The organism is Paenibacillus sp. VTT E-133280, from assembly GCF_002264385.1.
GTDB classification, from domain to species: Bacteria; Bacillota; Bacilli; order Paenibacillales; family Paenibacillaceae; genus Paenibacillus_AQ; species Paenibacillus_AQ nitricinens.
The window spans coordinates 1-22,729 of sequence record NZ_NFUX01000080.1; the positions used below are offsets into that span (position 1 = coordinate 1).

Below are 22,729 nucleotides of genomic sequence, written 5' to 3' on the forward strand. Positions count from 1 at the left end.
GAATGAGTAGAAAGCAGGGCATAAATGCTTTGGATTAGCAGAGTCTAGCTTATACAGATGAGAGTGTTTAAATAAAGATAGGGTAAGGTGTATTTGAGCGGATGTCTGACGTAGCTTTTTGTGCATCTGTCGAATTTAAGCGGCGGGTTAGAATTTAAACTAACTCATCATTAAACAATCACTCGATACGATTTAATTAAGTTCGGTGACAACCCAACCCTATTTTCTTTATCCATCCTTTCCTCACCATCTGAGAAGCATCGTTATATACACTATGAGCCGTCTGATCAAAGGCGAGAAGAAGAAGATGAACGACACTTACTAATAAGTGATTAGATCTTTTACCTATAAACCATAAATAGGATCAAAGTGGAAACTGAGATACAAAAATAAGTGTGCGCGAGGCGATAGTCAGATATTCCGACAAAGTTAAGCCGGTGTAGTTAAGCCCGAATAATTAGTGTTAAACCTCAGTACTCCTTACAACCAAACGTTTCGTAAAATGGCGGTAATTCACGATAGCTTAGCTATTGTTGCGATTATGGCACTGGTATTGGTAGCTGGTAGAGGAGAGAAATGAGATCGCAGGAACAATTGGGAGGGTATTAGAAAAAAATGAACCTAGGAACAAAAGGAAGGAATGGGACACTAAAGAGTAATGGAACCTCAGAGCTACGATTCTCCGGCTGAGATTCTTTTTTGTTATTTTTGGAAGACTCCTCTTCTTGCGGTACAATAGATGCGTGGAAGAAGATGAAGCGGAGGAACATTTATGATACATACACTTGCGGTGACGCATACTGGTGAGGTGCTGACAGACATACCTTTGCAGGATATCCGGCGGGAGGATTATGCATGGATATGGGCAGACTTTGCTACACCTACGGCAGAGGAGACGCTGCTGTTGGATCACTACTTTCATTTTCACCCTTTGGCGATTGAGGACTGTATGCATGTACTACAGCGGCCGAAGCTGGATCATTATGAGGAAGTACAGTTTTTTGTGCTGCATGCGCTGAATGAAGAGACGCTGGATGCTGAAGAAATTGACCTTTTTTTGAGCGCAAATTACCTCGTGTCCTATCATCATCAGGAAAAAACAGAGATGAATGAAGCTTGGGAGCAGGTGAAGCGTGAAATACATAGTCGTAAAGGCTGGTCGGGTGGTCCGATGGCGGCTGCATATACAGTAATGGACAAGCTGGTAGATAAGTATTTTCCGTGCCTATACAGTTTAGAGGACGAGCTTGCGGATCTGGAGAGCAATGGCAGCAGTGAGTCGGTGGAGGATTTGATGAGCCAAGTGTTTGGTTTGCGCGGAAGGCTGCTCAAGATGCGGCGGACGATTGTGCCGATGCGCGATTTGATGTACCGGATTCTGAATTCGCAGCATGTCCAGAGCAACGGCGAGGAACGGATTTATTTTGGCGATATCTATGACCATTTGTTAAAACTGTCCGATATGATTGAGGCGGATCGAGAAATGACTGCGGACCTACGTGATAGCTACATATCTCTTAACTCTAACCGGATGAATTCGATCATGAAAACACTAACAGTAATCACTACCGTATTCATGCCGCTGACGCTGATTGCCGGAATTTATGGGATGAATTTCGTGGTGATGCCTGAGCTCGAATGGAAGTATGGATATTTTGGCGTTCTGCTATTTATGCTGGTGGTGGGTGTTAGTATGTTCAGATGGTTCCGGCGTAGTGGATGGTTTAAGTGAAAAATAAAACGTCACCGCTATTTGCGGCGACGTTTTCCAGTAGAGGGAGTAGAGCGCCGGCGTGTGGTTGTAGTAGATTTGCGGCGGGTCGAGGTGGAACGTCTTTTTTTGCGTCGGTTAGGGCTGTACAGCGCTGCATCCTCTTCGGCAGCTAGTGCACCTGAGGAGCCTTTGTTTTTGCCGAAGTTACCCATAAAAAGCTTAACCATCGGAGCCATCTGCTGGAAGCCGGACATCACCTTCTGCACCTTACCCATGGAGTTTACGATCCCGTCAATACCGCCCATTCGGTCGATGATACCTTTGATTTGCTCCATATTCCCACCGATTCCGCCACCGCCGCCTAAACCGCCCAAGCCGCTAAGCAATCCGGCAAGCCCGCCGCTTGCCTTAGTTGTGGCTTCAGCAGCAGGAAGCGCTAGCGCAGTTTCGGTAGCTGCTTCTGCTCCTAAAGCAGAAAGGATTCCGCTCTCTCCTGGGGGGGATGAAGGCGCATATGGACTGAGCCCGGGGTAAGCAGATGCATTATAAGTATCGGTCAATGAACGCTGGTTTCGGCGGGAATGATTATAGTAATGATCAGGCATAATATCACATTCCTTTGTTAGTGGTCTGCTATACTGTATGTCATGGGCGAACATACGGTATAGACGAATGCCCGGGTTACCCGTGATAGGAGCGGAAAAGGGCGAATGCCTATAATCGTCCTTAAGAAGTGAAAAAAGCGTGTACAAGCTTGATTTTCGGCGCTTATGTAGTACTATAGTGTAGGTGCTATTTCTTATGCAGGAAGAAATAAACGCGGTTGGGTACATATTGAGTGTGCGCCATGGGTGGACGTTTGTCCATCGATTTCACTCTTTACAGCGTGAAATCGTTAATGCTTGAAAAATGCGCTCCAGTGCAATATAGTAAAGGCAGGATAGTCGCATGAGGTTTATGTTTCCGGAGCTAGTTTTGTACGGAGCTTAATTAGAGAAACTAATGCTGATAGAACTTTTAGGGGATGAAAAGCTGATGCAACTTAAGAAGTTGAATGATAAAAGTATCGACCAATTATTTGAAGCTATTTTAACGTTGAAAAATATGGAAGAATGTTATGTGTTCTTTGATGATCTGTGCACTGTGAACGAGATTCAATCGTTGTCGCAGCGACTGGAAGTAGCGCGTATGCTTGGCAAAGGCTCCACCTACAACCAGATCGAAGCAGAGACGGGTGCAAGCACAGCTACGATTTCCCGTGTAAAACGTTGCCTGAACTACGGTAATGACGGTTATAAATTAACGCTGGAACGTTTGGGACGTTAATTTATGGTACCGGGCGTACTTATTATCAGTCACGGCTCTCGCGACGAGGCTTGGGTATCGATTGTAGAGGAAGCCGTAAGCGGATTGTCGCTAGGTGAAAAGATTCCTGTTGTGGTCTCTTTTTTAGAGCTGGTAGAGGGCCGTCTGATTCAAGATGGAATAAATGAGCTGGAACACGCAGGGGTCACAGATATTATTGTGATCCCATTGTTCGTTTCCTCAGGAAGTACACATGTCGATGAGATAGAATATGCACTAGGCGCCAAACCTGAGCCTGAACGTGAGACGGATTTAGCGCTGTTCTTAGTGAAGGCTAAAGTTCACTATGGTTATCCTATCGACGATGATCCGGACATCGCTGTAATGATTTGGGACAAGCTACGTGAGCTGTCTACGGAACCGAAGCGAGAGACGATTTTGCTTGTGGGGCATGGCAGTGTATATGATGGTTTCCGGCAGCGCTGGGAGCAGGGCATATCTTCGCTGGCGGGACGTGTCCGTGAGGTGAGTGGCGTAGCGGCGGCCGACTATGCTCTGCTGAGTCCGGATAGTGTAAGAAGCAAGGTAGAGTATTGGCAGGAGCAGGGTCACGAGGTACTGGTGGCGCCGCTTTTTTTGAGTGAAGGCTATTTTACTAAGCATGTGGTTCCGGACAGACTAAAAGGGTTAACCTATAAGTATTCTGGTCAAACACTTCTGCCGCACCCCCTTCTTCCGCATTGGATGGAGAGACAGGTAGAGACACTCCTCGAACAGATTCGAATGAAACGATAAAGCACCTACCCCTGAGCACATTTAATCATAAAAAAGGGCCCAGATCCGTGGATAATACGGGATTTGCTGCATATACATATAAATATATTTTTTTGTTAAATAAAGTGTCATGAATTGCTGTATAATGGAATATTTGCATGAAAGGGCCTTTAACATTGATTGTAGTGGTCCGAATTAGGTATAATCAATTAGGTTATTCTATTATAAAAACAGGTGGCGTTCCGGTAATGAAAACTGCGAGATTGATTTATAATCCCACTTCTGGACGGGAAGAAATGAAGAAGCGGCTCGCCGATATTTTGGACCGGCTGGATATTGGTGGCATTGAAGCCACCTGCCATGCAACAACCGGAGAAGGCGATGCTATGATAGCTGCTGCAGATGCAGTAGAACGCGGTTATGACTTGATCATAGCAGCCGGTGGCGACGGCACTTTAAATGAAGTTATTAATGGTATGGCGGAGAAGCCTAATCTTCCCCCGCTCGGCGTCTTGCCGCTTGGTACTACTAATGATTTCGCACGTGCAATGGGGATCCCGAAGAACTGGGAAGATTCCTGTGATCTGATCATTCGCCAAGAGACACGTCCGATTGATATCGGCAAGGCAAATGACCGTTATTTTATTAATATAGCAGGCGGCGGTAGTCTAACCGAACTGACATATGAAGTTCCTAGTAAGCTGAAGACCATGATAGGGCAGCTTGCGTACTATCTAAAAGGTATTGAAAAAATGGTCAGCCTGTCACCTCAGGAATTAATCATTCGTGCCAATGGCCAAGAAGTTATTCATGATGAGTTCATGCTGTTCCTGATTGCAAACACGAATTCTGTTGGCGGCTTTGAAAAGCTCGCTCCCGGCGCTCGTATCGATGACGGTCTGTTAGATGTTATAGCGGTTAAAAAATGCAATCTGGCAGAGTTTGTCCGTTTGGTCAGATTGGCTCTTCGCGGTGAGCATTTGAATGATAAGAAGGTTGTTTATTTCCGCACGGATGCGATGGATGTAATCTCACCAGGGCATGTCCAATTGAACTTGGACGGTGAACTGGGTGGAGAGCTGCCAGGACGATTCCGGATTTTGCCGCAGCATTTGCGGATTTTTGCTGAGAATAACTGAGATTGATTGAAAGTAAGAATGTGGGATTATACAGCGATGATCTTTGATCGAAGAGACTGTAAGATTTACAGTGATGGAAATGATTGAAGACATTTAATTGGGTTTATACAGCGATGATAATGAAAGAAGTGAACTATAAATAATGAGTAAACACCGCAGTGGACGCAGCACCAGCCGCCCAGTCGGCAAGGCGCCTGTCGCCGAACTGCCTGTGAATAAAAATGATGAGGTTATGCTCGATATTATCGGCATGACCCATGAAGGTGAAGGGGTAGGCCGCGTTGAAGGCTTTACCCTTTTTGTGCAGGGAGCTCTTCCCGGAGAGAAGGTCCGGGCAAAGGTGCTCAAGACTAAGAAGCAGTATGGCTACGCCAAGCTGCTGAATTTAGTAGAGGCGAGCAGCGCCCGCATTGCGGCGCCTTGCGAGATCTATGATAAGTGTGGCGGCTGTCAGCTGCAGCATATGGACTATGCCGCTCAGCTGACGTGGAAACGGCAGCTGGTGGTGGACAACCTGGAGCGGATTGGAAAGCTCCGGGTGAGTGGTAGTGGCGGAGACAGCGGAAAGAGCAAAGCGAATGAAGCTGTTGAGAGTCAGATGGACCGTGCTAACGATGGTGACATCGCGGATGGCGCTGGAGTGGCTAAGACAGAGGGCATTCTCGTCCGCCCTACACTGGGCATGGACGAGCCTTGGCGTTATCGGAACAAGGCTCAGGTGCCGATCGGCGTAACAGAAGGCGGCCTTGTGGGCGGCTTTTACGCGCGGGGAAGCCACCGGATCATCGATATGGAAACATGCTTAATTCAGCATGAAGATAACGATGACGTTGTGCGCAAGGTGAAAGGCATCGGCAGAGAACTCGGCATCTCTGCTTATAATGAAGAAACCAGCCGCGGCCTGCTGCGCCATGTCGTCGTGAAAAAAGCCTTCCGCACCGGTGAAATGATGCTCGTCCTCGTAACCAACGGCCGCGACATCCCGCACCTGGACGCCTGGCTCGGGAGCATCCGCGAACAGCTGCCAGACGTGGTCAGCATCTGCCAGAACGTCAACACTCAGCGCACGAATGTCATCTTCGGGGACGAAACCCGCGTCCTGTGGGGCAGAGACGTCATCTATGACTACATCGGCGATGTACAGTTCGCAATCTCAGCGCGTTCGTTCTATCAAGTGAACCCGGCACAGACTGAGGTGCTGTACGGAAAAACCGTAGAATACGCCGGACTGACTGGCAATGAAACGGTTATCGATGCCTATTGCGGCATCGGTACGATCTCTCTCTTTTTGGCGCAGCATGCGGCTAAGGTATACGGTGTGGAGATTGTACCGGAAGCGATTGAGGATGCCCGGGCGAATGCGAAGTTGAATGAGATGAAGAATGTAGTGTTCGAGGTTGGAGCCTCTGAAGATGTCATTCCGAATTGGAAAGAACAGGGGATAACGGCAGATGTTATCGTGGTCGATCCACCGCGTAAGGGCTGTGATCCACGGTTGTTGGAGACGATTCTAGCGATGAAGCCGGAGCGTGTGGTGTATGTGTCGTGTAATCCATCCACATTGGCAAGGGACTTGCGGGTGCTCGAAGATGGCGGGTACAGAACAGTGGAGGTAACTCCGGTGGATATGTTCCCGCATACGGTGCATGTGGAATCGGTGGCGTTGCTGGTAAAGAGTGAAACGGTGAAATAAAACCCTTTTATTCACTTGGATTTTCAATATGGTACAGATGGCGGAGATCAGACTTGATTTGAAATTGATATGGAAATCCATCGAGTTCCAGCCTAAATGAACAGAAGACACCAGGCAGTTGAAGTGCTCCTTGTCAAGTAGAGACTAAATCATTGCTATAGTTTTAGTAATAGTACCAGAAAAGAAATGGGTAATTTTTCCACTAGCGGAGAACGATAAAAGAGCAGCGAGTTAGACGAGCGTAGCCCCTAGGCTCCACCATAAATAAACCGCCCTGTTCGCAATGTTGCGGACAGGGCGGTTTATTATGTCATAGAGTGCAGCTTGAAAGTTAGCAGTCAACCTGCACTCTACAAACTATCTTGCACGTTTTTAAGGCTAACTTATTAATAGAGCAGTTACACAAAAATAAGATTACTCTGCTACAACTTGTTTGCCTGCAATCCGGCCGAAGGTGAAGATATCAGCGATGGCATTACCGCCGAGACGGTTTGCACCATGAATGACCCCTGTTACTTCACCTGCAGCGAACAGCCCGGGGATGACTTCGCCTTTTTCATTCAATACGCGAGTCTTCTCGTCGATCACCAATCCGCCCATTGTATGGTGAACGGATGGTACAGCTTTTTCGATGTAGTAAGGGCCTTTTTCAAGAGATTTCAATCCACCGCGATGTTTGAAATCAAGGTCTTTACCTGTTTTCGCATAATCATTTACTTTATTAATTGTTTCTTTCAAAGTGTTCACGTCAATTTTGAAGAAATCAGCCGCCTCTTCAATCGTATCGGCTTTAAATAGCAAGCCTTGTTTAACGAGTTGATCGTATTCGTCTTGATGAACTTCGATCGTTTTACCGATATCCTCAATGCCTTGATTCCATAATTGATACGTATATCCGCCCGTCTGGGCAAGAATTGCTTTAGAAATAACGTCACGACGTTCTAATTCCTCAACGAAGCGCTTGCCTTCTTGGTTAATCAGGATCGCACCATCGAAACGGGAATCTGCAACCAGGGAAATAACACCTGTCTCAGGATTACAGATTGGATACGTTTGAATATTCTCCATGTTTGTCAGCTTGGCGCCAATCGTTTCTGCCATAACGATACCGTCACCTGTAGATCCTGGTGTATCGGTAGACATATATTTTTCATCCATTTTAGGGTTATACTTTTTACGCATCTCTACATTGGATCCAAAACCACCGGTAGCGATGATGACGCCTTTGTTCGCATGGAATGTGATCTTGTCGCCAGTACCCGAAGTCGCAGTTACACCGGTTACTTTGCCGCTTTCGTCCTTCAGCAAGGTTTCGGCTTTTATATTCGTTTTGATCGTGATTCGGTCAGCGTCTGTTTTTGCTTTTAACTTGGTAATTAATTCAGCACCTGTATGACCTACAGGAATCAACGCACGTTTTCTGGAATGGCCTCCAAATTGGAACAGATGATCAGGTAAGAACTCTACCTTGATATCATCGCGCAGCCATTCGGCAGATGCCAGTGCATTGTCGGCAAGAATACGAACCATCTTAGGATCCCCGAGGTTGTCTCCGCCTTTCATCGTATCATCATAGAACAAGTCAGCCGTGTCATCAGTGATGCCAAGAGCACGTTCAACCCAGTTGTCAGGCGCATTCATCTCACCACCGGAGATCAATGTGTTGCCGCCAACAGCTGGCATTTTCTCGAGCAGAACTACATTAGCTCCAGCGCTGTTCGCTTCGATAGCCGCACTAAAGCCAGCACCCCCGGCACCGATGACGACAACATCATAGGTTTGCTCGGCTTCTTCTTTATCTTTGCTTCCACTGACTGCAGCGCCAGCGACAAGAGTAAGTCCAGACTTCGTAATTGCATCTTGAATGGCTTCGAGATATCCTTTGCTTGTAGCCGTAGATCCGCTAATGGCATCAACTTTTGCGCTGTTAGTTGTCATGACATCTTGCTTGAGCTGCGTATAAACAGGCTCTGCAAGTACTTCATTTTCCTTATGCTCTGTTACTTTAATGTCAGTGATCTTGTTATCTAATAAGGAAACTTGTACTTTAATATCGCCATGTTTACCTTGCCCAACTCCTTCAAAGACTTGAACTCCGTTTGCATCTGCAGCGGGTGCTGCCTCTTTACCGCCGCAGGCAGCAAGCATGAACATAAGACTGAGGACTAGTAGAATAGATAACAGCTTTTTCGTGTGAGTTCGCATAATATCTCCTTCATTCTGTTGTGAATTGGTTACATACACTAGGGAGAGGAAGATTTGCTAGGCAAATCCTTTATCTCTAGCCTAGACATGAATGTTATTTCATGTGAAAATATGCACAAGACCTATTATAGATTTAGTACAGCATTATGTATTTGCACAGATTAGCGTTTTTTTGTCTTTTTCGGGCATGTAAGAAACGGATATTGTGAAGGGCTATGATTACAATGAAAACAATTCACTTAAAAATTACGTTAATCGCAGGAGGCTGCTTCTTGCTGCTGTTCGTTGCATTGCTTGTAACAATATATTTTGAGATGAACCATACGGTTGTCCCTTTGAATAAGAACTTAACGCAGCAAGTGGTTACTGCACGCAGTGACCAGATCGATTATTGGTTTAATCAGCGCATCGGTGAGATAGACATGCTTGCTTCTCTAGCTTCGGACCATCATTGGACACGAGATGAATTGCTGCAAGAGATCGATAAGTTCGAGGCGAAAAAGCAAGTAGAGTACGAATCCATACGCGTGGTGGATATTCACGGAAATTCCTGGTCAGCAAGGGACAAGCCTTTTTCGATACTAAACCGACCCTACTATCGAAAACTACTGCTAAATTCAGATTCCAATTATGTGGTGAGCAATCCGATCGTATCCAAAGCGAATGCAGCTGAAATCGTCGTCATTCTGTATCGCGTGAATCCATTGGTGAATGATGAGGTAGCTTATATTGCCGCAGCCGTCTCCGTCAAGAAGATGAAGGAGATTGCTCAAGATGTAATGCTATATGACCAGTCAGGCCAGCTTATCATCGATTGCAGAGAGCTGGGTGAAGGAGAGGGAGCGGATGATGCAGCAGATAAGAAGAACATAAGTGTATTTGAGGCTCCAATTCAAAATGTGGAAGGCTGGAAGCTAGTACTCGAAGTACCAAATTCAAGTTTATCGCTAGCGGTGATCAAAACCCAGCGGACTGCATTGCTGGTAGGCATTCTTATCGGTAGTGCGGTTATCGTCTTTCTGATGCTGCTTGCTTCTTCCATTATTCGTCCCATTCAGTCGCTTCGCCAGGTAATGGAAAATGTGCAGAATGGCAACCAAACCATACGGGCAGATGTTACGCGCTCGGATGAGATCGGCGATCTTGGGCGAAGCTTCAATGACATGCTTGTTCAATTATACGCTGTGGAGCAGGACCGAAAGGAGATGGAACTCAGACTGATTCATGAGCAGATCAAGCCGCATTTTTTATACAACACATTGGATACGATCCAGTGGATGGCAACGGAACATGGAGCAGACAATGTGGTGGAGATGGTGGAAGCGCTTAGCGCGTATTTCCGATTAGGGCTTGGCACAGGCAGTCCCTACATTCTGCTTGATCAGGAGTTGTACCATGTCGAGAGTTATCTTCATATTCAAGGCGTGCGATATGAGGAGATTCTCGACTACGAGCTTCGATATGATGAAAAGCTTGCTCAGTGCCAAGTCGTTCGCTTCATGCTGCAGCCGTTGGTGGAAAATGCGATTTATCACGGGATTAAGCCACTTGGGGATCAAAAGTGCAAAATTTCGATTTCAGCATATAAACAGGTCGATTATTTGGTCATTAAGGTTAAAAATAATGGGGTTATGATTCCTGAAGAGAGGCTTGAACAGATGAATCAAGCCCTTCTTGATGATAAATATGATCGTTCTGCCATAGGCTTTGGACTATACAGTGTAAACCATCGCATTCGACTAGCTTACGGGGTGCCATATGGTCTTGCAGTAAAGAGTGAAGATGGCATTACCGTTATGGTCATTCGAATACCTTTGGAAGGGGAGCGGAATGAAGATGTGGAAGATTGTCATCGTCGATGATGAAACGATCATTCGCAAAGGCTTGCGACAATACATTGAGGAGAGTTCGTATCTTTTTGAAGTTGCAGGAGAAGCGAAAAGTGCAAACGAAGCATTGAAAATGGTGGAGGAAGCCCCACCACATGTATGTCTTGTGGACATCAACATGCCGAATATGAATGGACTCGATCTGATAAATATATTGCGCGAACGCTGCCCGTCGGTTCTAATTGTCATCATCAGCGGCTACGATAACTTTGAATATGCGCGTCAAGCCGTGCAACTGCAAGCATTCGATTATATATTGAAACCTGTGCCGAAGAGTGATCTGAACAAGCTGCTTCATCGGATCGATGAACATCTTCAGGCAAAATATCCTTTGCATTCACATGAAAGTAGGGTGGATAAGGAGCTGGGGCTTTCCGGGTATACAGGGGATGGAACAGTGCTTATCCAAAAAGTGACCGAGTATATTGACAGTCATTATCAGGATCCGGAGTTGTCTATTACTCGAGTAGCAGCGCTATTTCATATCAACCCAACCTATCTTAGCAAGCGTATGAAGCAAGAAATCGGTGCTTCATTCCTTGACTATGTCACCGAGCTTCGGATATCGAAGGCGAAGGAGATTCTGGATGACGTAATGCCGAATATCAAAATCGGGGATCTGGCCGTGAAGGTAGGGTATAAGAGCCAGTACTATTTTAGTCGTGTGTTCAAAAATAGAGTCGGCTCAAGCCCCTTAGAGTACAAAAAGCATCCGTTCGGTTATGGATAGAGCATCAATTTAGTAGAACCCCGCAGCAATTAGGTGTCACCATATATAAACACGACGCAACCTCGAGGGGGTTGTGTTTTTTTATTTGTTGGATTGCTTAGTGGACATTGACACAAAATGGGTAGGACCTAAGGAGGTAAGCGCTATCTTTATACCTATAAAAACACGACGTGGAGGCCTTCATGTCAACAAGTGTATACCCAATGTCATTAATTATCTATTTGAAAGAAAGGCCACTTTTCATAATGTTACTATAAGGACATTGACATATGTTATAAGCTTCTATGACGTGTCGGAATCTCGGAAGGGAGGAAAGAGCATCGAGGTAAGCTGAAATGAAAGCGCATACTATTTAGGAGATTGATGTTTCTTGACTCAAGAATCAGAAGGGAGTTCGTACGATATGAAGAGGAGTAGAAAATGGGTAGCTCTCGTCATGGTCGCGATCATGATCGTAACGATGATGCCGATTGCGCAAGCGGAAGAGGCGCTGCCGCCTACACAGACAGAGGAACAGACACCAGCGAACCCGCCGGGCGAAGCCGATCCGGTCGAGGTGACGAATCCATCAGACCTGCCGGGAGCGGGTACGGAGGGTGTTATTGCGTCAGTGTATGGGGCGGTTTATCACAATCTTGCAGCGGGCTTATCTTATGAGTGGTCGCAAGAGCCGGAAGCTTCCTATCCGGATGAAGGCAACACACTTACGGATGGTATATATGGGGCAAGCGATAGATCCGACGGAGCATGGGTTGGACATCATTTGAGTAAGACACGCGAAGTTGTGTTTGATTTGGGGGCGAAGAAATCCATCGCGGGTATTAAAGCCAATTTCCTCGAAGATTGGCCAACGAACAATGTACTCGTTCCACTCACGGTATCGATGTACGTCTCCGATGACAAGGTGAACTGGGGACTGCTCAAAGACAATGCCACGCAGAAGCTGTGGAATGACGGCAAATACACGGAGACCTATGTGTGGGATGGCAGCAAGGACGGCATTAAAGCGATCGGCCCAGATGCGAAGATCGCGTATGCTCGCTATGTGAAAGTGACATTCACCATGCATACGCGTGCAATGACCTTCGTGGATGAGATTGAAATCCTCGGTGAAGACGGCAAAGTTGCCGGAGCCGTAACTGTTCCAACGCAAATGCCGAAATTCTTGGCGGCAGGCGAAGCGACAGCGGGTATCGAGCATCTTGGACTTTTGTATAACGGGCAATATGCGAATGACCTAGGCATCTGGACGAAAGAACGGATCATTCCGAACATTAGTTATGTCGATAAGGACGGCAAAATTAAGGATCGACTCTTCGACGGCGTCCTGTATCTTGGCATTAACTCTCCAAATCCAGGTCGTGATTTCGGCGGGCGGGCTTATCTGGAAGATTGGAAATGGTATCTGGATAAAACCTTTGCGGCAGGCGGCGATATGGATGCGTTAAACGCAGCGGCTAAGGAAGTATCCGATGCGCTGAACGAGTCTGGCGTAAAGGAAAAGGTTGTCCTCATGATTCCGGATCCAGGTGAATCGATCACTAATTTCGGAGCTGTTGAACAAGGTGGAGAATCGCTGAGCTTCAATGATTCCGTTGGCAAAGAGAAAGCCCTTGCGAACCGTGAAAAAGCAGTTCAATGGTGGCTGCAGCAAGTCAAATCGAGATGGGAAGCAAGAGGTTACGCTAACCTCGAGCTTGTAGGTATGTACTGGTTCGAAGAGCAAATCAGCACAAGCCAATCCGGACCGGATCTGATCCGTTCGGTGAGCAGCACCCTGCATGACATGCAAATTAGCGGCAAGGACCTGAAGTTCTTCTGGATTCCGCATTTCTTCGCTTATAAAGCGTTCATGTGGAAGGATGTCGGCTTCGATGCGGTAACGATCCAACCGAACTACTTCTTCGAGCCGACGGATATCGAGCGCTTGGAGGATTCTGCGAATCTGGCGAAGCAGTATGGCATGTCCAATGAACTCGAGTTCGATGATCGGATGCTGACGGACGGCGTGTTCCGCGAGCGGTATATCGATTACTTGAACAGTGGTGCGAAGACAGGGCTCATGAAGGATGGCTTCAAATCGTATTATCAAGGCAACAATGCAGTCTATAACACCGCGGTAAGTAAAGATCCAGCGACACGCGTTCTTTACGACTGGCTGTATCAATTTGTTAAAGGAACGTATCAGGTCAACGAGGCTCCGCCTTCCGAGGCAGACGTGCAGATGAACGGCAAGCCGTTCCAGAGAGGGATGAAGCTGCCCGATTCAGAATCCGTATCCTTTACATGGAAGCTTAGAACGGATGATGGTCTGACGAAAGTGACGGCGACGTATGACGGCAAGCCTTATACAGCGGGTACCGTTATTCCGCTTGCAGGCAAGCTTGGCAAACATGAGCTTAACATTACCGTTACCGCGGGGCGTATGGTGACAAAGTCATATGTTATCGAAGCAATGACGAATGCATCTGGTATGAAAGCGCTAGTCGACCGCTTCGAAACAGCGAAGCAATTTACGAATTCTGCAACGGTGCGTTCTTTGAACAACTATTTGGAAATGATGAAGCGCTATGAAGAGAAAGATGCAGCGCAAGTCACCAAGTATCTCCAAGGCTTTAATGCAAAGCTGGATGAATTCAAGAAGGCGGGTACGATAAAAGATGAGGCGTACAATACGCTGAAGGAAAGCGTCTATTACCTAATAGGCAATTTGGCGCAGAATAAAACGGTAGAAGCTTCGTCGACCGAAGGCAATAATTCGAATTATGCACCGGCTAAAGCCGTCGATGGATTCCCTGCTTCAAGATGGGCGAGCGAATACGTGGACAATACTTGGTTCCTGGTCGATCTCGATGAAGTGAAGGAAATGGATACGGTTCGAATCGATTGGGAATATGCTCGTGCCGATAAATACAAACTTCTTGTGTCGAACGATAAGCAGAACTGGATCAATGTCATGCCAAATGACGGAATGATTACCGCGCATGAAGGCAAAGAAACGATTCAGTTCAACCCGGTCAAGGCAAGATACATGAAGTTACAAGGCATAAAAAGAGCAACCGATTACGGATATTCCATCTACGAGTTTGGTGTCTATAACCTCTCGGGCGCTGTAGACGTGAAGGGCATTGAGGGCATACAAGTAAAGGTTGACGAGGAAACGAAAAAAGTAACGATTGATGGATTGCTGATGAATGGCGTCCTTACAAATGTGAAGTTGAAGGTGCTTGATTCGAAAGGCAAGGTTCATCTCGAAGATGAGACGAAGAGTACAGTCGCGGGAAGCTTCCAATTCACATTCAAACTTACGGGTAATTTAAAGGGAACCCATGAGGCGTATCTATCGACTGGCTATATGAGCGAGCCTGTAAAAGTGACCTTTGAATACTCAAAAGAAAACCCGGGTAAAGGTCACGATAAGTAATGGATAAATAATTCATCCAAGCAGCAATACGACCCGCGCTGAAACTTTCTATATCGGTTATCGAATGATCTGTCCGAGTAAGACTAATAACCGAAGTAAACACGTTTGAGGCGTAACATAACAGGCCGATTAGGTGCCAGACCACGGGGTCTATACCTAATCGGCTTGTTTCTATGTACAGAGGGGATGACAAGACGGGATCTCTTCTTTCTTAAACGGGAGAATCATCTGCGGGAACGATCTTCAAGGTCAATAAAAAATATACTGTAATTGAAGCAGAAATTCTCAAGTACAAATAATCGGCAGTCGTCAACATATCGCTGTTGTCACAACACGACCCCTTATCTCGTTTTATAAGCAAAACAAAATAAGGAGTGGTTGAAATGAAAGAATTGATATGCATCATCGTTGGCGGAGGATATGCGGGCATTAATGCGGTTAATGTGATTCGAAAAACGTTTAAGGGTGAGGCAAGCCAGCGTCCGCTTCGACTTATTCTAATCGACAAGAATCCCTATCACTTTCGCAAAGTTTTGCTTTTTAAGCCTGCGGCTGGAGACGAAGATATAATTGTCCCACTGACAAGGTTGTTTCCCGTGGGGGTTGAATTCGTTCAGGCTACCGTAACCAAAATCGAATCAGAGAAGAGAAGGCTGCTTTATCAGGATGCCGAAGGAATTGAGAATTCGATGAAATATGACATTCTCGTTTTGACGGTAGGCAGCGTCGTACGGCAACCCGACCCTGATCAGGGGGGGTGGCATTGGCGAGTTTGGATGCCGCATGGAAGATCAGAGAGGCGTGGCGCACGAATATGCAAAAAGCCGTTAAGGAAACAAACGCGAAAGAGCGGCAGAGATTAATGACCATTGCCGTTGCGGGAGCAGGCATAAGCGGCATCGAGACATCTGCCGAACTGGCTCATTTCGTTCGAGAAGATGCGCAGCAATTGGGACTTGATCCGGATGCTGTGAGGATAAAACTATTTAATACGAACAAGAGGCTATTCCCGGATGGCCCAGCCAAGGTAGGGCTTAAACTGGAACGTTCACTTGAAGCTTGCGGAGTAACCGTATTACAAGGAAGCAGAGTATTACAGGAGAAAGAGGGAACGCTTACCTTATCTAGCGGTGGAACGATGTCCGTCGGTCTATGTGTTTGGACGCTGGGGCTGTTACCCAATCCAATGCTGCGAAACATCGGGTTACCGGTCACTCCGGAAGGATACGTAATCGTAGATGCAAGTTATCGGGTTCAGGGTGCTCAGGGTGTATACAGTATCGGCGACTGCGCCCAAATCGTAGACCCTGCTAGCGGACGGGCGGACGGGAAGACGTGTAAGGAAGCGACCGCTCAAGCGGCAAGGCTTGGAGAGATTTTGTCGGCGGATCTTGAAGGGCGCCCTGCACCCTCGCATAAGGGGTTTATAGACTTTTTCTGCTTTGGCTTAGGTCCGGGGCATGGATTGGTATGGACACGTATATGGAGGGTAGATATTGTTTTTACGGGAAAGCTGGGTTGGCGACTGAGAAAATTCACATGGGATGCGCCAAGTTTGTTAAAATAATAATGTAATTAGAGGATAAGATTGGAAGTGGTAAGATGCAGGAGTTATATGAGCAGTATAAAGGGCTGCTGTTTACGCTTGCCTACCAACTGACCGGGTCAGCTTCCGATGCGGAGGATGTTGTGCAGGACGTATTCCTGAAGATAAATGACGTAGATCTGGCGCGTTTGGTTAAACCGAAAGCATATCTGTGCAAAATGGTGACTAATCGCTGTCGGGATTTACTCAAATCGGCGTGTAAACGGAGGGAACTGTATTTCGGACAATGGCTTCCCGAGCCCATTCTTACTCCCAATGATGAATCGTTTGAAGCGGTTGTTCGTGACGAGCTGTTGTCTTACGCTATGCTCGTGCTGATTGAAAGGCTATCCCATACGGAACGGGCGGTGTTCGTGCTTCGTGAAGCGCTCGGCTTTGAATATTCAGATATTGCTGAACTTGTTGACAAAAGTGAAGCAAATTGCCGCAAACTGTTCAGCCGTGCAAGAGGAAAGATGGGGATTACCCTCGATGAGCAGGTTCACTCAGAAGCGGCGAGCGAAGAGTGGGTCCGTCGATTCCTGAAGGCTCTCGAACTGGGAAACGTGGACACGGTTGTATCCATACTCGCCGAAGATGTCGTATTGGTCTCTGATGGAGGGGGCAAAGCGTTCGCCGCTGTCCATCCTATTGAATCGCGCAATCTCGTCGCACGGTTCCTTATCGGTCTAATTCGTAAGGCTCCTCATTACGAAGGAGGCATGCATGTCGAGATGACGGATATAAATGGTCAAACTGGGCTTGTTGTCCGTTCAGGCGAGGGCATCGAAGTTGTTGTGCTGATACACGTTGAGAGAAATGCGATTTGCAACCTATACTTTGTTAGGAATCCGGATAAGCTGAGGCTTTTATTGAAATGAAAAAGAGTATTCGACCGGAAACGATATTTCAAAATTGACCGCCTTATTATATGGCGGTTTTTGTTTTGGTTAGTATAAGGAATTATCGATAAACGAAAGGTTAGCAAAAAACATGTCGTGAAACATACGCTAGACATGGCGAATATGTCCTATTTTGAAAATATTGTTTTTCGTAATGACCAATCCAAACCCGCGCCGCTATTAGGTTTTCGGCATGTCCATTCAATCTGAATAGATGTACAATCGGACATTAATGCATTGTTGCGATAAAGTGTTGTTCGAAGGAAAAAGCCGCCGAACCGTTAGGCTTGACGACTTTCTACCCTGCTTATTCCCAATTCAGCAATACGAAGGTACAGCGATGAACGACCAATTTTCGTTACCTTGCATATCCTAGCGACCGTTTCACCTTTAACTTACATCTCGACCGGGTGATTCATTCCCTTGTGCTTATCGTGATAACGCTTGACAATACCTATATACTTCCCTTCCCGCGGGGACAAAAACCAAATATTTTAAGTCGTTCCTCTGTTTTTATATCAAGATATGATTCAGGTTTTAGTGGGATTGTATTATGTATTGTATAATAGAACGACTGCCTGAGCAGGTATTTATAACATAAAACATAGGAGGATCCATGTCCTGGAGCAAATTGAAGCAACAACTGGAGAGTTTTCTCTGTCCTGCGTTATACGGCAGGGTTGAATATCGCGCAAGCAGTTACCGTTATTTACCTGATAAATCAGGGAATTGTTATATTTCGGTAGATAAAAAGAACGTACTCAATATGAATGATAGAACTAGCTCAATTAGATGGTATCAGACGGAGCAGGAGATTAAGAATGATTCAGATCTTCAAATTCCTATTAACCATGAAGACATTGAAGCGGTTAGAAAAGATAGTAAGGGGATCATCCCGGAGGATCGGCTAATCGTAATTGCAAGAAGCAGAAAAATATCAGAAGTTGCAAAGGAGCTTTTGTCAGCACAGACGTCATTAAGTAAATCAAATTTTATTGTTACAGCTACTAAGTATTTATCTATTTCCATAGAGGAGAGCTTAGAGAGCGACGATATCTTATTGAATATTTTAGCCTTAGTGGACAGACGAGTTGGAAAAAAGCGAATGTTGAACATGAGCGAGAAGATGAAGTTAAAGCATCCAATTGTACAGTATTTTTATGAACTACGGCGTAGTACATTATGAATTTTAAAGTGAAGAGAAGCAAAGGGCATAATGGCTATTAAAGATACTGGAGTCGGTTGAAATAAATAATGCCCGATAAGCTTGGTTCATAAGCTAATCGGGCATTATTTAGAGAATGCTTATCATTTTTACGAAGTAATAAAAGGCTAACCTAGGCCCCGCTAATTCTAATTCTGGCTTCGCTGCTTCTCTTGCATCTCCAAATAGTTGCGCATCCGGCGCATATTCTCGGGAGCGTCCATAGGATCAGCGGCGATCATTTCAATGATACAGAGTCTGCCGGCACGTTCCTTATCAGCTTGGGTTATAGCCTGATCAAGCTCTCCATAGGTTCGGACAGTCACGGCAAACGCATCGCCTCCAAAAGCTTCGGCCAGCTTGGTATATGACCAGCGCGGAATTTTGTTATATTGCTGTTCCTCTGTTTTAACATTTAAATATTTCTCGATTGTATAACCATCGTTGTTCAAGACGAAAATAATGGGCTTGCATTCATAATAGAGCATGGAGCTGATCTCTTGGGCTGTCAACTGCAAGGAGCCGTCACCTGTAAATAACAACACCCGTCGGTCCGGGGCAGCGATACTGGCACCGTATGCCGAAGGAGTGGCATAACCAATGGACTCCCAACCTCCCTGAGCAATATATGTTACATTACGCGGCAGCCGTACTTGCGCCATTCCGTTGTAAAACGTACCGGTCTCAGCGATCACAATATCTCCTTCTTTCAGCATCTGCTGAAAACGAGGATAATAAATGGCTGCAGTTAGTGACTCATTGGTACTGCCGGTGATTTGGTCGTACGGGAATGTCGGTTTGCCAGCTAAACCTTGGCCTTTGTAACCAACCTTCTGCACCGCAAGCAGCATGTCAGCAGCAAATACATTTGGATACTCTGCTTCTGCGACCTTGACCATATCCGGTTGAATATCTATTGTCATCAGTGGGTTCAGTTTCACAGTGAAATTCGCAGTGTTAGTGTCCGCGGATACCATGCCTACCGCTATGACACAGTCTGCATTTTCTACTATGGTTTGGACCTCAGAGCTTCCGAAAGAGCCTTCGTACATCCCAATATAATTCGGATGGGTTTCGTCGAATGCCCCTTTTCCGAACATCATTGTCGCAACAGGTACATTCATGGCGTCGGCCAACGTCCGAACCGCTGCCTCTAAGCCGAAGCGCATTGTTTTGACATCAATCAGAATGACCGGCCGGTGTGCACGCTCCAGTAGCTGGCGGACATGTTCCGTTGCTGCCTGAAGGGTTTTAAAATTGGACGCTGGACGTGGCGGGACAGGTTCTTGGCGGGCAATGATCGGCTTAGCCACTAAATCATCAGCCACAACCAGATATACTGGCTTTTTCTTTTCTTTGGCAATACGTATGGCGGCAGGAATTTCAATCTCGGCATTTTCCGGTGTCAGTTTCGCGGTATAAGCCGTAAGCAGCTCATACACCTTATGGAAGACATCGAAGTCTCCATTCATAAGCGTGTGGTGCATCAGCTTGTGTTCCATCTGATCCTTCTCGGGAGGTGCACCTACGATGTGAATCAGTGGCACATGCTCGCTGTTGGCTCCGGCTATCGCATTACAGGCACTAAGCTCCCCGACCCCGAAAGTTGTGATAAGAGCGGACATACCTTTAACTCTTGCGTATCCATCCGCTGCATAACCTGAATTTAATTCATTTCGTCCACTAACAAACCGGATGCCGTTATACTGCTCCAGTGCATCCAGTAGTGTGAAATTATAGTCTCCGGCAACGCCGAAAATTTCGGTAATACCCTCCAGCTTCAGGCAATCGAACAAATACTGCCCAAGTGTTTTTTGAGCTGTTCCTGTTGTCGGGTTAGAGCTGTTCATCGCTGTTTTCATTCCCACCTCTTGCTCACTCCCTATACTTTTAAGTCTTCTCTTGAATAAGATCCCCTTTTCATTACTGGTTATTCTTCCCGACTTCGGTTCCTGCTGCCACACCTATGATCACAAGCTTGAGAGATAGCACGGGAATTAGCGCGAATACTACTTTATTTTATGTTTGAGATCATTCTGTTCTGCTAGGTGACGGGAATCATAGACGTACTTACGTGATGTTGCTACGATGTTCCATGGAAATTAAGTGAAAGTGAACACAAGAAATTACAGAAGGAGTCATTTATCGTGAAAAGAATCGTAACACTGAGCACCCGCAAACTGATGGATACTGCAAAACACGGCGGATGCGGCGCATGCCAGACCTCTTGCCAGTCCGCTTGTAAAACTTCCTGCGGAGTTGCAAACCAGAAGTGTGAAAATGCAATGAACAGATAGGATTCGGAATGTTACCGCCCATTGCTCTGCTGATGGGCGGCTATTTTTAAGAAACGGACGCTAACTCTAAAGGAAGGCAAAGCCGTTTCTACTTGTGTGTAAAAGGAGCTTGATTAGTAAGTATGATTCATCAATATAAACTAAACGGATACAATATCGTGCTCGACACTTACAGTGGATCGGTACATGTTGTGGATGACCTAGCATATGAAATTATAGCGCTTTATGAGGAAACTTCTGTCGAAAAAATCGTGACAATGATGTTGGAAAGATATAAACAGGATTCCAGCATTTCCGAGAGCGACATTCGAGAAACCATTGTGGATATCGAGGAGCTTATAAATGATGGTCAGCTCTTTACAAAAGATGAGTTCGAGAACCTCTCGCTCGATTTAAAAAAACGAAAAACTTATGTCAAAGCGCTCTGCCTCAATGTAGCACATACCTGTAATCTATCCTGCGACTATTGCTTCGCCAGCCAAGGGAAATACAACGGAGATAGAGCAATCATGAGCTATGAGGTTGGACAAAAAGCTATCGATTACCTGCTTGAAAATTCGGGTCATCATCGCAACCTGGACATCGACTTTTTCGGTGGGGAACCGCTTTTGGCCTGGAAAGTAGTTAAACAGATCGTAGCTTATGCAAGAAGCAAAGAACAAGAATTCAAAAAGAAGTTCCGCTTCACCTTCACGACGAATGGGATGCTGCTAAATGATGAAGTCACCGAGTTTTTAAATCAGGAAATGTACAATGTCGTATTAAGCCTGGATGGTAGAAAAGAGGTTCATGACCGGCTTCGTAAGACGGTTAACGGAAAAGGCAGCTACGATCACATTCTTCCGAAGTTCCAAGAGTTCGTTCGTAAGCGCGGAGACCAAGAGTACTATGTACGAGGAACCTACACTCGAAATAATGTCGATTTCACCAATGATATTTTTCATATCGCCGACCTTGGATTTGACAAGCTCTCGATGGAACCGGTCATTTGTGATCCAAGAGAACCCTATGCCCTTACCGAGGAGGACCTCCCGGAGATATACAACCAGTACGAAATTCTCGCCAAGGAAATGATCGGTCGCGGTGAACAAGGCAAGGGGTTTACCTTTTATCACTACATGCTTGACCTCTCAGAAGGGCCTTGCATCCAGAAGAGAATTACTGGCTGTGGTTCAGGAACCGAATATCTTGCGGTCACCCCCTGGGGAGAGCTTTTTCCTTGCCACCAGTTCGTCGGGGATGAAGAATACAGCATGGGAAACGTCTGGGATGGAATCACAAAACCTGAGCTGCAATGTCAATTTAAAGAGAGCAACTGCTACTCGAAGCCGGAATGCAAAGACTGCTGGGCGAAACTCTACTGCAGCGGCGGTTGCCCTGCCAATGCGCTGCACGCGACGGGTTCCCTGGTGGGAACCTATGACTTCAGTTGTGACATCTTCCGCAAAAGAGTCGAATGTTCCATGATGGTAAAGGTGGATGAATCGATTAGAGCGATGGAAGAGCAATCTAGCTAGTTAACGTAACGGATGAATAAACGGTAACCGAGAAATAGACACTTTAAAATGAAGTGCTCTTTCTCGGTTTTTTTGTATGAATTTAGAGAAGGAGGACCGTAAAATATGAGATTGATCGGTTTCTGTAAAGTGCAGATCACTGATCGTCTTTTAATCTGAATCTTTGGAATGAATTCCGCGAGAGAGGTTGGTATATCAGCAGTCCAGAACATTGCTAGCCGTGTTTTGGTCTAGTTATAATGAGCTGTTTTGAAAAGGAATGGCCGCGTTGTGATCCGCTTATAAATGAAATCGACAGCTTCAGGAGGAGCGATTTGGGAGAAGTATTGAGTTATACCATTGGGCAAATAC

At 46.1% G+C, this 22,729-nt stretch carries 17 protein-coding genes; 14 read left to right on the plus strand and 3 right to left on the minus strand.

Annotated elements, in window-relative coordinates; translation table 11 throughout:
* Positions 1 to 772: 772 nt before the first annotated feature.
* Complete coding sequence (corA, locus tag CA600_RS26105) at positions 773 to 1,732, plus strand: magnesium/cobalt transporter CorA (protein WP_094874077.1); 960 nt, start codon at positions 773 to 775, stop codon at positions 1,730 to 1,732.
* 17 nt (positions 1,733 to 1,749) lie between these two features.
* On the opposite strand, the gene CA600_RS26110 is transcribed toward corA, so the two are convergent.
* Complete coding sequence (locus CA600_RS26110) at positions 1,750 to 2,319, minus strand: hypothetical protein (protein WP_094874078.1); 570 nt, start codon at positions 2,317 to 2,319, stop codon at positions 1,750 to 1,752.
* A 430-nt stretch (positions 2,320 to 2,749) separates the two neighbouring features.
* Between CA600_RS26110 and CA600_RS26115 the strand changes: the two genes are divergently transcribed.
* From CA600_RS26115 to rlmD, 4 genes are all read left to right on the plus strand, one after another.
* Positions 2,750 to 3,040, plus strand: coding sequence for a YerC/YecD family TrpR-related protein (locus CA600_RS26115; RefSeq protein WP_019913624.1), 291 nt, complete (start codon positions 2,750 to 2,752; stop codon positions 3,038 to 3,040).
* 3 nt (positions 3,041 to 3,043) lie between these two features.
* Positions 3,044 to 3,814, plus strand: a complete 771-nt coding sequence (locus CA600_RS26120; protein ID WP_094874079.1) for a sirohydrochlorin chelatase — start codon at positions 3,044 to 3,046, stop codon at positions 3,812 to 3,814.
* Between the two features lie 227 nt (positions 3,815 to 4,041).
* Positions 4,042 to 4,932, plus strand: coding sequence for a diacylglycerol kinase (locus CA600_RS26125; protein WP_094874080.1), 891 nt, complete (start codon positions 4,042 to 4,044; stop codon positions 4,930 to 4,932).
* A 142-nt stretch (positions 4,933 to 5,074) separates the two neighbouring features.
* Complete coding sequence (gene rlmD / locus CA600_RS26130; RefSeq protein ID WP_094874081.1) at positions 5,075 to 6,625, plus strand: 23S rRNA (uracil(1939)-C(5))-methyltransferase RlmD; 1,551 nt, start codon at positions 5,075 to 5,077, stop codon at positions 6,623 to 6,625.
* A gap of 414 nt (positions 6,626 to 7,039) precedes the next feature.
* On the opposite strand, the gene CA600_RS26135 is transcribed toward rlmD, so the two are convergent.
* Positions 7,040 to 8,830 (minus strand): flavocytochrome c, encoded by a 1,791-nt coding sequence (locus tag CA600_RS26135; RefSeq protein WP_179281739.1) that lies wholly within the window; start codon positions 8,828 to 8,830, stop codon positions 7,040 to 7,042.
* Between the two features lie 272 nt (positions 8,831 to 9,102).
* On the opposite strand from CA600_RS26135, the gene CA600_RS26140 reads away from it, so the two are divergent.
* The 7 genes from CA600_RS26140 to CA600_RS26170 all read left to right on the plus strand — a co-directional run bounded on the left by CA600_RS26140 (position 9,103) and on the right by CA600_RS26170 (position 18,546).
* Complete coding sequence (locus tag CA600_RS26140; protein WP_179281740.1) at positions 9,103 to 10,692, plus strand: sensor histidine kinase; 1,590 nt, start codon at positions 9,103 to 9,105, stop codon at positions 10,690 to 10,692.
* The gene (locus CA600_RS26145; RefSeq protein WP_179281741.1) at positions 10,661 to 11,449 is read left to right on the plus strand and encodes a response regulator transcription factor; all 789 of its coding nucleotides are present in this window, start codon (positions 10,661 to 10,663) and stop codon (positions 11,447 to 11,449) included. Before CA600_RS26140 ends, CA600_RS26145 begins: the two co-directional genes overlap by 32 nt.
* Positions 11,450 to 11,852: 403 nt before the next feature.
* The gene (locus tag CA600_RS26155; RefSeq protein ID WP_143812198.1) at positions 11,853 to 14,873 is read left to right on the plus strand and encodes a DUF4855 domain-containing protein; all 3,021 of its coding nucleotides are present in this window, start codon (positions 11,853 to 11,855) and stop codon (positions 14,871 to 14,873) included.
* A 383-nt stretch (positions 14,874 to 15,256) separates the two neighbouring features.
* Positions 15,257 to 15,736, plus strand: coding sequence for an FAD-dependent oxidoreductase (locus CA600_RS31935; RefSeq protein ID WP_256990019.1), 480 nt, complete (start codon positions 15,257 to 15,259; stop codon positions 15,734 to 15,736).
* Positions 15,637 to 16,440, plus strand: a complete 804-nt coding sequence (locus tag CA600_RS26160) for an NAD(P)/FAD-dependent oxidoreductase (protein ID WP_256990020.1) — start codon at positions 15,637 to 15,639, stop codon at positions 16,438 to 16,440. The genes CA600_RS31935 and CA600_RS26160 overlap by 100 nt, the downstream gene beginning before the upstream one ends.
* Positions 16,441 to 16,475: 35 nt before the next feature.
* Positions 16,476 to 17,339 (plus strand): RNA polymerase sigma factor SigJ, encoded by an 864-nt coding sequence (gene sigJ / locus CA600_RS26165; RefSeq protein WP_094874086.1) that lies wholly within the window; start codon positions 16,476 to 16,478, stop codon positions 17,337 to 17,339.
* Between the two features lie 637 nt (positions 17,340 to 17,976).
* On the plus strand, positions 17,977 to 18,546 hold the full coding sequence (locus tag CA600_RS26170; RefSeq protein ID WP_094874087.1) for an SF0329 family protein: 570 nt from the start codon (positions 17,977 to 17,979) through the stop codon (positions 18,544 to 18,546).
* A gap of 167 nt (positions 18,547 to 18,713) precedes the next feature.
* On the opposite strand, the gene CA600_RS26175 is transcribed toward CA600_RS26170, so the two are convergent.
* Positions 18,714 to 20,426, minus strand: a complete 1,713-nt coding sequence (locus CA600_RS26175; RefSeq protein ID WP_094874088.1) for an alpha-keto acid decarboxylase family protein — start codon at positions 20,424 to 20,426, stop codon at positions 18,714 to 18,716.
* 285 nt (positions 20,427 to 20,711) lie between these two features.
* Between CA600_RS26175 and scfA the strand changes: the two genes are divergently transcribed.
* Both scfA and scfB read left to right on the plus strand, forming a co-directional pair.
* The gene (gene scfA, locus CA600_RS26180) at positions 20,712 to 20,861 is read left to right on the plus strand and encodes a six-cysteine ranthipeptide SCIFF (RefSeq protein WP_076098734.1); all 150 of its coding nucleotides are present in this window, start codon (positions 20,712 to 20,714) and stop codon (positions 20,859 to 20,861) included.
* A 122-nt stretch (positions 20,862 to 20,983) separates the two neighbouring features.
* Positions 20,984 to 22,378 (plus strand): thioether cross-link-forming SCIFF peptide maturase, encoded by a 1,395-nt coding sequence (gene scfB / locus CA600_RS26185; protein WP_094874089.1) that lies wholly within the window; start codon positions 20,984 to 20,986, stop codon positions 22,376 to 22,378.
* Positions 22,379 to 22,729 lie beyond the last annotated feature (351 nt).